We start from the raw sequence: 12,795 nt of genomic DNA, 5'->3' as shown, positions 1-12,795 counted from the left end.
TCTACAGTATTTATAAAAGAATATTGGCCATGCATAAGAAATATGATTGGCACAGTTTTTGCTTGTATTAAATGTAAGGAAGGGAGATTGTATGTAAGGAATCTGTACTCGTAATAGTATAAAACAAGCTACTATTGCATTATTAATCATAGTTGTATTTATAGCGGAACTGTAAATACATACAAATAAGTAGGTTTTCGGTTTAAAAATTCTGAATTTTCTTTTAAATTATTAGGGGGCAATGGTATGGTTAAATATTCGAAAATTTCTAAGTGGATTCTTGGTGTTGGACTAGTGACAATAACATGTAATGGTTTGCAAATTCAAGCAGAGACAAAAGAGAAAAATGTGAAGAACGTATTACAAATGGAGCCGGTAGGAATACAGAAATCTGTTGATGAATTGGCGCACCCTTCAAAAGTACAAGAAAATGCATCTTTTACAAAACGGTTAAAATTAGCGGATTTATCGCAGCGTCCACTAGCACCAAACGATAATATTAAACCGTTAGCTGAAGAAAAAAAGTATTCAATGGCTGAGTTAAATCAATTAAATAATAAACAATTAACTGATCTTCTTGTGACAATTAAATGGTATCAAATTCCAGAATTATTTCAGTTTAATAGTGATAGTCTTAAATTCTATCAAGATGATAGTCGAATGCAAGCAATTATTAATAAACTAGCAGAACAAGGACAAGCTTATACGAAAGATGATTCAAAAGGGATTGAAACATTAGTAGAAGCTCTACGTGCAGCATTTTATTTAGGTTTTTACCATGATGAATTAAGCAAACTAAATGAGCGTAGCTACCATGATAAATGTTTACCAGCTTTAAAAACAATTGCAAAAAATCCAAATTTCAAACTTGGTACATCAGAACAAAATAAAGTAATTGCATCATATGGAAAATTAATTGGAAATGCATCAGCAGATGTTGAAACGGTTTTATATGCAGGTGAAATTTTTAAACAATATAATGATAATCTTGCAACTTTCATTGAAGACCGAACAAAAGGAGACGCTATATATGAGTTGATGAAGGGAATTGACTTTGATATTCAGACGGATATGTACACGACTGGAAAAGAGCCAAAAGATACGATGTGGTTTCGAAATATTGATAACTTTATTAATGAAGTAAATCGTTTTGCACTACTTGGTACAGTAACAAATAAAAACGGATGGTTAATTAATAATGGAATTTACTATGCTGGACGATTGGGCAAGCTTCATAGCACGCCGACAAAAGGACAACAAGTTGTTACAGATGCAATGCGAATTTATCCATATTTAGGAGAGCAATACTTTGTTGCGGCAGAACAAATTACTACAAATTATGGAGGAATAGATGCGAACGGAAAAACTGTAAATTTAGATCAAATTCGAGAAGAGGGTAAAAAGAAATATTTACCGAAAACGTATACGTTTGATGATGGAGCAATTGTCTTTAAAGCTGGGGATAAAGTTAGCGAAGAGAAAATTAAACGTCTATACTGGGCGGCAAAAGAAGTGCGTTCTCAATTTTATCGTACAGTTGGTAGCGATAAACCACTTGAAAGTGGACATGCTGATGATGTGTTAACGATGGTTATTTATAATAGCCCAGATGAGTATCAATTTAATCGTCAACTGTACGGATATGAAACGAATAATGGTGGGATTTATATTGAAGGGACAGGGACTTTCTTTACATATGAACGTACACCAGAGCAAAGTATTTATAGTTTGGAAGAATTATTCCGCCATGAATTTACGCACTACTTACAGGGAAGGTACGAAGTTCAGGGATTATGGGGACAAGGAGAAATGTATCAAAATGAACGTTTAACATGGTTTGAAGAAGGAAACGCAGAGTTCTTTGCAGGTGCAACGCGATTAGATAGTGTAGTACCGCGAAAAAGTATAATTGGTGGGTTATCTAATGATCCTACAAAACGTTATACAGCATCACAAACATTAAATGCGAAATATGGAACGTGGGATTTTTATAATTATTCGTTTGCGCTGCAATCATATATGTATAATAAGCGCCCTGAAATGTTCGATAAAGTGCATGATTTGATTCGCGCAAATGATGTTTCAAGTTACGATGCATACCGTGCTACATTAAGCAAAGATAATAAGTTAAATGAAGAATATCAATCTTATATGCAAATGCTTATTGATAATCGCGATAAGTATACAATTCCACAAGTATCAGATGAGTATTTAACTCAGCATGATCCAAAATCGCTTTCGGACATTACTTCAGATATTACGAATGAAGCGAAATTAAAAGATGTGAAAGTAACAAAGAATAAATCACAATTCTTTAATACATTTACACTACAGGGGACATATACAGGAAGTGCGGCTAAAGGAGAAGTTGAGGACTGGAAAGTGATGAATGAAGCAACAAATGATATGTTGAAACGTCTTTCAGGAAAAGAGTGGACTGGATATAAAACATTGACTGCTTATTTTGTAAATTACCGTGTAAATAATGCTGGGCAATATGAATATGATGTTGTGTTTAGCGGAGTGAATACGGAAGAAGGTACGGCTGTAGAAAAAGAACCAAATAATTCATTTGAAACAGCAAACCCACTATCTTTGAATATTTTGTTAAGAGGAACCTTGAGCGATCAAGATCAGGGGGATAAATTTGTTATTGATGTAAAGGATCAAAAAGATTTACAAATTTCTGTTACGAACGAACAAAATCTTGGACTGAACTGGGTATTATATTCTGAATCAGATCTAAATAATTATGTAGCTTATGCAACGAAACGTGATGGAAACAAATTGCTTGGAAATTATAATGCAAAGCCAGGGAAATATTACTTAAGTGTATATAAGTATGGTGGTGGAACAGGGAATTATACGGTACAAGTAAAATAGTTTACTATAATTTATTTTGAAAGGAAACTTATTGCATTTTTTAGCAAAATAAAGTATGTAATGTTAAAAATTAAACTATATCAATATATCCCTGTTCTAATTATAGAACAGGGATATATTGGCTTTATATTTTTAAATTAAATAATCTCATTGGATTTTGACAAGAAAATAATTAATATAGATTTGAATCCTCATTCGTAAAGAATACTTTAATCTTCTTAATGCTCTTTCATTTTTGTCTCAATGCTTGTTTTCAAATCAGTTGATACTTGATTGAAATACCCCAAAACGATCTCCCTAATATCATCAGATATAACTTTCAAATCACTAGCTAAGTTCTCAGCGAGATGTTCTTTTTCTATCGGTTTTAACTTCGTATAAAATTCACCAGCCTGCGTAAAGTCATTCTGTTTTGCTATAGAAGTTCTTTCAAGTTTACCTTCAACGTACCTTCCGTCACCGCTTGTAATTTGATTAGCGGGTGTCCAATCTTGCTGTTGGTTAATCGTTAATTTGCGAAATTCGGGACCAATTCTTCTTCTTTGTGAATCACTGTAAATGTTAGCGCGCCCTTGCAACATTTTATCATCTGATAGTTCTGCACCATCCAGTAAATTAGAAGGGGAGAATGCGACTTTCTCTACTTGTTCCATAAAATTTTCAGGATTTTTATTTAATACCATTTTCCCGACTGGTATGAGAGGATACGTCTGTTCATCCCATACTTTTGTGTCATCTAAAGGATCATAAGATAGGTAAGCTTCATCTTTCGGATCCATGAGCTGGACGTATAAACCATACTCCACTGGTTTACCATTTTCAATAGCATCATATAAATCTTTCCCGCTATAATCAGGATTTTCAGCAGCTAGTTTAATTGCTTCTTTATTAGTAATGTACTGTACACCTTCAAATGGGTACCAATGATACTTTACATACTTTCGATTACCTTCCGCATTTCTCCATACATATGTATTAACACTATGTCCTGGAATGTGGCGAAGACTTTTGGCCGTACCATTATTAGAGTATAAACGGAAAACAAAATGAATAGATTCAGGTGCTTTAGCGACAAAATTCCAAAATCTATTAGGGTCTATTAAGTTATTTTTAGGTGAAGGCAATAATGCTTGAATCGTTTCAGGGAAACGCATTGGGTCACGAACAGAAAAAACAGGAATGTGATTACATAAAAGGTCAAAAATGCCTTCTTTTGTATAAAATTTTGTAGAAAAACCGCGTACATTTCTAGCAGTATCCGGTGTTCCTTTCGTACTAACAGCTAACGAAAATCGCACCATAACAGGAACTTTCTCATTAGAATTTTGTAAAAAACTTAATTTAGTATGTTCAGACATCGAATATATCGTTTGAAAATAACCGAACGCACCAAATCCTTTTACATGAACAGGTCTTTCTAAAATTTTTTCATGAATAAATTCTTGTAATGACTCATGCAGTACACTATCTTGCTCTAGTACGGGTCCACGTGAACCAACTGTTTGAGAGTGAAGTTTAGCTTGTTCATTATGTTCGTCATTTTCATTAAAGTCTTTCCCTAGTATAGATTGCCCCTGTTTATCATAGTTTTCATCCATCGATATAGCCTCCAAATCTTTTTTGTCCAATGTTACTAAATATGATTCTATAGCCTTAATTATGTATGACACGCACAGTTCAAAGCAGTAACATACCGCTAGATGAAAAAAACACATATGTAGTGGACCTGTTGAAATAGAAGAAATTATGGAAAAATGAATATCGGGAAGAGAAAGCACGCGTTTTACTAAAAATGTGGAAGAAAACCACTATTAAAATTTCAATCTTAAAACTTAATTTATAAACGATTATATAGAGAATGAACGTTAAAAAAGGAAAAATAACTAGGAGGAATTTAACATGTCGGATTGGTTTCAATTAGATAAAGAATATATGATGTCTACATATTGTCGTACAGAGGTTGCAATGGAAAGAGGAGAAGGGTGTAAACTGTATGATGTAGATGGTAAAGAGTATTTAGATTTATTTTCTGGCGTAGGAGTAAATGTATTAGGATACAATCATCCTAAAATTGTACAAATGACAATGGAGCAAGTTGCGAAATCGTTGCATTTACCGTTTCATTTTTTAAACCCAGTTGCAATTGAGTATGCAAAGAAATTAGTAGATTGTACTTTAAAAAGCGGAAAAGTCTTTTTTACAAACTCTGGTACGGAAGCGACAGAAACAACATTAAAATTAATTGATAAATATAGATTTATTGCGAATGAAGAGCGTGATGGAGTAGTTGTGTTAAAAGATAGTTTTCACGGGAGGACGTTAGGGGCACTGCATTTTACGAGACAAGAAAAGGTATATCAAAATTTCCCTAAAACATCTATTCCTGTATATGAAGTAGAGCGCGAGAATATAGACCAATTAGAAGAAACCATTATTAAAGAAAATCCAATTGCGATTATGCTAGAGCCTGTTTTAGGTAGCGGGGGGATTTATCCTTTATCAAGTGAATATTTACATGGTGTTCAAAATTTATGTGAAAAATATAATGTACTTCTTGTCGTTGATGAAGTTCAAAGTGGTATGGGGCGAACGGGAAAATTATTTGCTTATCAAAATTTTAATATTACACCAGATATTATTCAAATTGGTAAAGGAGCAGGAGGCGGGATACCGCTAGGAGGAATTATTGTAGGTGAAAGGTTATGTGATGTATTTTCACCAGGAGATCACGGGACAACATTTGCTCATTCATCAATGGGAACAGCTTTAGGTTTAACTGTATTAAATACATTACTTGATGATGGGTTAATGCAAGAAGCTTATGAAACGTCACTATATTTGAATGACAAACTGCAAGATATTCAGAAAGAAAATGCTTATTATATTCAGGAAGTACGTCATGCGGGGATGATGTTTGGGATAAGTGTGAATGACACGAATGAAAATGTAAAGAAATTACAGATTGAGTTAATGAATAAAGGGATGTTAGTCGATGTAACACAAGGGAATATTATTCGATTACTTCCGCCGTATATTATTACGAAAGAGGAAATTGACGCATTCACTTATGAGTTTATTTCCTGTGTTCATAACATAGCTGCTACAGCAAGTATTTAAAAAAATATAAAAAAATATAAAAAGCTGAAGAAGCCGCTATTTTAGCGGCTTCTTCAGCTTTTTAAAATAGTAAATTACTTAACATAGAGAGCATCTCATTGGACAAATAATTAATTATGTGAAACAATAATAACAGATAAGGAGACGTTAATTTTCCTTAAGTGCTTCGAATTAATTTTATTCAATAAGAGAAGGTGTGCTTAAAGAAGTTAAATTAAATAAGGAGCTGTTTTATTATATGCAACAAAATAATGATTTAAATTTTGAACCTCAAGACGTTAATATTGTCAATCCTAAACAAGCCAGGAAAGCAGTAATTGCTACTGGTATAGGGAACGCAATGGAGTGGTTTGACTTCGGATTATACGCGTATTTAGCGGTTATCTTAAGTCAATTATTCTTCTCAGGTGTTGATAATAGTGGATTGCAACTTGTACTTACATTCGGTACATTTGCAGCAGCCTTTCTCGTTCGACCAATCGGAGGTGTATTCTTTGGTAGAATAGGAGATAAGTACGGCCGAAAAATCGTGTTAAGTACTACTATTATTTTAATGGCACTTTCTACATTATTCATCGCATTACTACCAACCTATGAACAAATTGGTGTATGGGCACCAATACTACTTTTAGTTGCCCGAATGATTCAAGGCTTCTCTACAGGCGGCGAATATTCAGGAGCAATGGTTTATATCGCAGAATCTTCTCCAGATAAAAAGCGTGGTATACTCGGTAGTGGTCTTGAAATTGGAACACTCTCAGGTTACATTGCTGCATCGGTAATTGTTACCATTTTGACGTTATTGTTAACAGATGAGCAAATGCTCAGCTGGGGATGGCGTATTCCGTTCTTAGTAGCTGCACCAATTGGTTTGGTCGGTTTATACTTACGCCGTCATCTAGATGAATCTCCAATCTTTGAAGAGATGGAAAAAGCACAAGAGGAATCTGAAGACAATGAACAATTTTCATTTATGGATATTATTAAATATCACAAAAAAGACTTCTTATTAAGCACAGTAATTGTCGCCTTCTTTAATATTACGAATTATATGATTCTTTCGTATATTCCTTCTTATCTAACTCAAGTACTTAAAGTCAAAGAAACAACGGGCTTATTAATTATTTCTATTACGATGGCACTTATGATTCCACTAGCACTATATTTTGGTAAATTAAGTGATAAAATTGGTAATAAACGCGTCGTGCAAATTGGTTTACTTGGTTTAACTGTATTTGCAATTCCAGCATTTTTACTAATAGGTAACGGACATATTGCAGCTATATTTGCAGGTATTTTCGTACTAGGTTTCTTCTTAAGTGTATATGAAGGAACATTACCTTCATTATTACCATCACTCTTTTTCACTGATGTACGTTATCGAGCACTTTCGATCTCATTTAATATTTCTGTATCAATATTCGGTGGAACAACACCGCTCGTATGCTCATACTTAGTTCATGCAACTGGTAACCCGCTTGCGCCAGCATTTTATTTGACGGGTGTAAGTATTATTGGATTAGTTGTATTTAGTGTATTATTTGTTACGACTTCAGGGCGTGCGCTAAAAGGTTCATATCCTACAGTAGAAACGAAAAAAGAAGCACACCTAATCGCTAAAGAAGACCCTGAAGAAACACTTTGGTGGCATGAAGAGTCATTAGAAATTGAAGCAGGGAAGAATGCTTCCATTTAAAAAGCAGCGTAGAAGTATAAAAAGACTCCTATGAATATAGGAGTCTTTTTGTTACGTTATTTCTTTCGTTTCTTCAAACTTTTCTGATAGGCATAAAGCTTATGAATCTCTTCCTTAAATTCATGCAGAAGTACAATGCTTTTACCATTTGAATAACGCACCGTATTATAAGCATCTATAATAATATCACTTTGAATATTTACATCTTCTTCATCATTTATTCTTTCTAGCCAAGCTTCAACAGTTTCTCCCCGTTTTCTATTTAAAGGAGGGGTTAACTTACTCTCTAGCTTGAAAATTTCCTTCCGAATTTCGTTATGCGGCGGTTTATTTCGTTTAAAACGATTTTGGTTTGTTCCTTCTTTATTAGTAATAATAGTAGATTCGAAGGCGGGCATATTTGGTAAACTGAATTGTTTTCGTTTTTTTACTATTTTCCAAACGACGTAAATAGCGATAGCTGTACATGCTATTATGGTAATGCTATTTATGAGTGTGGGGTCAAAATCAGGAAGTTTTTCCCCATTGTCTTCAATTTTAGGTTTTAAGAGATGCCCTTTACTTGCCCAAACCCCTTCAGTATCTTTCAATTCAGCTGCTATGAGAAATGGATTTATAACATAACCGACTCCTAACGCGACTACTTCTGTGATAAAGCTAAAAATAAGACGAATAAAAGGAAAAACTAAAACAAGTACTATACTCATTACACCAATCGTAATGATAGAAATGAAACGTAATAACTGTTGATTCCGATTTGCCCCAGTTAACCAAAATGTAATCATAATGTGTATAACTAATAGTAACAGCTTCCACAAAGGTGGAAAGGGCGCATAAAATATGGCTGAAATACTAAACCAAACAATACCGCCTAACGATTTTTGAACTGGATATCCTGGTCCGACTACATGTACGATAAAGAAGAAAAGCGGTAACATAATTGTGCCGAATAGAGAGAATGGGAGAAGGAAAGAACAACCAATTATTTGAGTAATGAACAGTATGACAAATCCGTTTGTTTTTTTATTCATAAATTTATGAATAAGAAATACACCTATATAGCCTGTTGCTAAAAATATGGCAATAGCAACAAGGTCATCCCTTTCTGTTAATAATGAAAGGAGGAGAAGCAAAATAAAGTCATTAACGTGATAGAGCCAAGTTTTCAACCGATTCCACCATCCCTTCGCTATTAATGAGGAACGTTGGCTGCGAGAGAAGAGGGAGTTCATTTTTCTGTAAACCAATGTATATCATTGTAGACGAACGTTCTCTCTTTCTCGTTACATAATGAAGGAATCCTTGTTTCGGAAGTAACGTACTATCATCTGAAATACGTGCTAATTCTTCTAAAGCTTTTGCATATTGTGTTTGCCCTTCATGTAACGATAAATGTAATGCACCACCTTCTGCTAATACACTAATAAATAATTCAAACGGTATGTGATGCTTCGTTGCATATTGGCAAATGTATGTTGCGAATGAAATTAAATCTTCAACATTATCTTTCCAACCAAATCCACGATCGGCAGCTAAAGAAAGACAAATCGTCCAACTATAATTTTTTACAGGTTCAAATTGCTTCGCTTGTAATTCTTGCATTTTAGCAGATGCCTTCCAATGAATAGAGCGGAAAGACTCACGCTCATATCGCTTTACACCGATAATAGATGTTTCATCATTGTAAAAAGAAAAATTAGTTCGATAAGAACCAGTTAGAAGTTGCTGAAGTTCTTGCAAACCTGCTACTTCTTTAGGAGAAGGATACACAATAATTTCAGTTTTTAACTTATCGAAAACAGGTAAGTGTACATTTAATAAATGAAAAGGATCTTTTAAAACGCATTCGAACTGTTCAATTTGAAACACACCACGTTTCGTTGCGGTTAATGTTAAATCCCATTTTTGCGCCGAATGTGCAGGTTGTGAAAATGGAAAAGAGAATAACGTTTTTGATATTCGTTCAATTCCTTGATCTTTATGCTGTATAAGAGACGAATCTAAATGAAAATAACAAACACCATTAACGAGAGGGATATGTGCACCGTTTTTCAAATGAATAAAAAACTTTCCAGATTCATCAGGGAAAAGCCGAGTTGTTTCTCTCTCGTTTATAACTTCAAATTTTTTCTCTATGTAAGCGACATATTTATAAATGAAAATCGCAAATAAATAATAGGAGAAAAAGAGAAACATTATAATTCGTTGCGGCATAAAAAACGTAAATAGTATAGCGCCTGGCACAGTTAGTTGAATAATATGGAGTTGAAAAAATAAAGGTACAGTTACAACACGCTGTCCATTCATACTTGCTCAATCTCCACAGGTACGTCAACTTCTTTTAAAATACTTTGCATTATATCATTTTTAGTTGTGCGCAGGGCACCTTCCATTGATAAGACAATACGGTGATTCCAAACAAAAGGAGTTAAAAATTGTATATCTTCAGGGGTGCAATATTCTCTCCCGCGTAAGAAGGCTAATGCTTGAACTGCGCGCACTAAAGAAAGTGTGGCACGTGGGCTTACACCGTTAGCGATGTAATCGTGATTTCGAGTAGCTTGTGCAAGTTTAATTATGTAATGTTCTAACGGTTCTGATATGAAAATTTCTTTTATTCGTTTCTGTGATTCTAATATATCTTCTAAAGAGATAACAGGTGTGACACGTTCTAGCGGTATATCGTTACGAAAACGTCGCATCATTTGTAACTCATCTTCAGGAGTTGGATAACCGATTGAAATCGTCATTAAAAAGCGATCAAGCTGTGCATCTGGAAGAGGGAAAGTCCCTTGTGATTCAATTGGGTTTTGTGTTGCAATAACAAAGAACGGTTTTGGGAGAGGAGTAGACTGTTTTTCAAGCGTCACTTGTCGCTCTTCCATCGCTTCTAACAAACTAGATTGTGTTCTCGGCATTGCACGGTTAATTTCATCTGCTAGCAAAATGTTTGTCATAACGGGTCCAATTCTTAACTCAAATTCACTTGTTTTTGGGTTAAAGTATTCAATACCTGTTACATCACTTGGAAGTACATCAGGGGTAAATTGAACACGAGAAAAACTACCGCCAATACTTTTTGAAATGGTTTTCGCCAGTAACGTTTTCCCAGTACCAGGCACGTCTTCGAGTAGTACATGTCCATCAGCAAGCAGTGAAACAAGCAGTAGATCAATAACGTTTTCTTTACCAACAAACACAGATCCTATGTTTTCTTTCAATTTATTTATCATATGTACCATTCCTTTCAGTATAAAAGAGCTAATATTTCTATATTTTAACAAATTATTCAGAAAATTAGTATGATTTTTTAATTCAAAGAAATAGATATTTAATTATTAAATTAAGCTTGCATATTTTGGAATATGATTATACAATATCGGTATACGATGTATCGTAAGTCGATATATCATAAGACGATGTATCGGAGGTAGTTATAATGAATGCGAAGGCGCAAAAATATATTCCGTTAACTGAGGCGACATACTACATATTATTGTCACTTGTAAAGCCAATGCATGGTTATGGAATTATGCAAATGGTAGAAGAGATGACAAATGGAGAAGTAAAACTCGGTCCTGGTACGTTATACGGGAATACGACGAAATTACTAAAAGAAAAATTAATTGTTGAAGTTGCCTCTACAGATAGAAAGAAGTGCTATGAGTTAACAACGTTTGGGAGAGAAGTGTTAGAGCTCGAGTATAACAGGTTACAGAGATCTGTAAGGAATGGGAATAGTATATTAGGGGAGTGAATGGAATATGGAGACAAAGAAGGTATTCAAACCTTTCGCGATATGGAGCTTGGAAAAAGAAGAAGCTTTTTTAAGAAAAATGCATCAAAAAGGATGGGCTTTACAAAAGTATAATGTAATGTATACGTTTAAGAAAACTGAACCGAAAGATGTAATATATAAAGCGGATTTTAGACTGGATTATAAAGATTCGAAAGAAAAACAACTAGAATATATTGATATATATGAAATGTGTGGCTGGAAACATGTAACGAGTTTTGCGAAATGGAATTATTTCTGTAAAGAAGTAGACGAGGAAAATGAGTTACCTGATATTTATTCAGACAAAGAAACGAAGATACAAAAACTTGTTGAATTGATACAGTTCGTTGCAATTATGTTTGTAACGTTAATTCCAGTGCTTTACTTATGTTTTCTTGGAGTATCAGAATCAGGATTATATAGAGGTATGGTAGGGTTTTTAGTTTGTATATATTCATATGCGTTTATTAATTTATTTAGAAATCTTAAAAAATTGAAAAAGGAAATATTTTAACAAAGAGTGATATTCTTAGAGAAGATATATTGGGAAATCATCTTCTCTAATCTTTATATATATTTATTTTGTTCATTCTTTTTTACATAATAAAAGACTACCTTTTTAATTCATAGAATTAACAGTTACAAAGATAATACCAGTAACAATACCTAAAAAAATCATAAATGAAGAAGAAATAATTAATAATAAAGAATTAGCAATAAATATCACTTTATTAGATTTTTGATTTTTAAAATGGTAATAAAGTAAAAGACCACAAATAGTAGAAACAATCCATATTGTTAGACCGTAAGGAGTCGTTATTTTTTCAAAATCGAAGATCCAAAAGTAAAAGATGACTATGTGGCAAGTTACTAGTAGAAATGTTGATGGAAGCATTATCTTTTTATTTAAAATCGTTTGTTATACCCCCCTTATGTAAATATTACCAAAGGGGTGTGGTTTTAATATATAATAAGGAAGAAATACATCTTTAATTAACTTATTAAATGGAAAAATCCCTTATAGAAAAATCTATTTCTACAAGGGATAATAATGTTTTTATTAGAAAGACTGATTTTGCGCAGGTTTAATAAATTGTTCTGGGTTTTCAACAAGTCCGCATACAGCACATTGGACGCGGTATGTAGGTCCTTGATAGGCCATATGAAAAGCATTCATCGTTTCATTTGTGTATTCTTCTTCTACTTGACCAGTTTGTGGATTTAATTTGACTGGTTTTACTTGTTGTTCAAGAATATTAAAGCGAGTACGATTCGTTTTACAGCTTGGACATAGCATTGGTTCCATATGTATACACCTCCA

General features: G+C 33.6%; 11 protein-coding genes. 5 read left to right on the top strand and 6 right to left on the bottom strand.

Annotation, left to right across the window (positions count from 1 at the left end; genetic code table 11):
• Positions 1 to 246 precede the first annotated feature (246 nt).
• The gene (gene colA, locus ATL10_RS12965) at positions 247 to 2,883 is read left to right on the top strand and encodes a collagenase ColA (RefSeq protein WP_000241872.1); all 2,637 of its coding nucleotides are present in this window, start codon (positions 247 to 249) and stop codon (positions 2,881 to 2,883) included.
• A 218-nt stretch (positions 2,884 to 3,101) separates the two neighbouring features.
• Here colA and ATL10_RS12960 read toward each other — a convergent pair whose 3' ends face one another.
• Positions 3,102 to 4,481, bottom strand: coding sequence for a catalase (locus tag ATL10_RS12960; RefSeq protein ID WP_110496980.1), 1,380 nt, complete (start codon positions 4,479 to 4,481; stop codon positions 3,102 to 3,104).
• A gap of 301 nt (positions 4,482 to 4,782) precedes the next feature.
• Here ATL10_RS12960 and ATL10_RS12955 point away from each other — a divergent pair, with 301 nt between their 5' ends.
• Positions 4,783 to 6,000 (top strand): aspartate aminotransferase family protein, encoded by a 1,218-nt coding sequence (locus ATL10_RS12955; protein ID WP_001286460.1) that lies wholly within the window; start codon positions 4,783 to 4,785, stop codon positions 5,998 to 6,000.
• A gap of 238 nt (positions 6,001 to 6,238) precedes the next feature.
• Positions 6,239 to 7,696 carry an MFS transporter gene (locus ATL10_RS12950; RefSeq protein ID WP_001186932.1) on the top strand — a complete coding sequence of 486 codons (1,458 nt, stop codon included), beginning with the start codon at positions 6,239 to 6,241 and terminating at the stop codon, positions 7,694 to 7,696.
• A gap of 56 nt (positions 7,697 to 7,752) precedes the next feature.
• Here ATL10_RS12950 and ATL10_RS12945 read toward each other — a convergent pair whose 3' ends face one another.
• The 3 genes from ATL10_RS12945 to ATL10_RS12935 are packed head-to-tail and all read right to left on the bottom strand — an operon-like array spanning position 7,753 to position 10,929.
• On the bottom strand, positions 7,753 to 8,865 hold the full coding sequence (locus ATL10_RS12945; protein WP_098236887.1) for a DUF4018 domain-containing protein: 1,113 nt from the start codon (positions 8,863 to 8,865) through the stop codon (positions 7,753 to 7,755).
• Positions 8,840 to 10,003: a DUF58 domain-containing protein gene (locus tag ATL10_RS12940; RefSeq protein WP_097923933.1), complete on the bottom strand. Its 1,164-nt coding sequence runs from the start codon at positions 10,001 to 10,003 to the stop codon at positions 8,840 to 8,842. Before ATL10_RS12940 ends, ATL10_RS12945 begins: the two co-directional genes overlap by 26 nt.
• Positions 10,000 to 10,929: an AAA family ATPase gene (locus ATL10_RS12935; protein ID WP_097923931.1), complete on the bottom strand. Its 930-nt coding sequence runs from the start codon at positions 10,927 to 10,929 to the stop codon at positions 10,000 to 10,002. Before ATL10_RS12935 ends, ATL10_RS12940 begins: the two co-directional genes overlap by 4 nt.
• Before the next feature lie 206 nt (positions 10,930 to 11,135).
• Between ATL10_RS12935 and ATL10_RS12930 the strand changes: the two genes are divergently transcribed.
• Together ATL10_RS12930 and ATL10_RS12925 are read left to right on the top strand one after the other, a co-directional pair.
• Entirely contained in the window at positions 11,136 to 11,453 is a 318-nt protein-coding gene (locus tag ATL10_RS12930) for a PadR family transcriptional regulator (protein ID WP_000991893.1), read from the top strand.
• Between the two features lie 79 nt (positions 11,454 to 11,532).
• Positions 11,533 to 11,988, top strand: a complete 456-nt coding sequence (locus ATL10_RS12925) for a DUF2812 domain-containing protein (RefSeq protein ID WP_313886351.1) — start codon at positions 11,533 to 11,535, stop codon at positions 11,986 to 11,988.
• 105 nt (positions 11,989 to 12,093) lie between these two features.
• Here the strand turns inward: ATL10_RS12925 and ATL10_RS12920 are convergent, their stop codons facing one another.
• Positions 12,094 to 12,369, bottom strand: coding sequence for a hypothetical protein (locus tag ATL10_RS12920; protein WP_043315281.1), 276 nt, complete (start codon positions 12,367 to 12,369; stop codon positions 12,094 to 12,096).
• 165 nt (positions 12,370 to 12,534) lie between these two features.
• A complete protein-coding gene (locus ATL10_RS12915; RefSeq protein WP_000433609.1) occupies positions 12,535 to 12,780 on the bottom strand; it encodes a hypothetical protein in 246 nt (81 codons plus the stop codon).
• Between the last annotated feature and the right edge of the window lie 15 nt (positions 12,781 to 12,795).

The organism is Bacillus sp. 196mf (assembly GCF_003217275.1).
GTDB lineage: Bacteria > Bacillota > Bacilli > Bacillales > Bacillaceae_G > Bacillus_A > Bacillus_A thuringiensis_S.
This window is presented reverse-complemented; position numbering and strand designations above follow the sequence as displayed.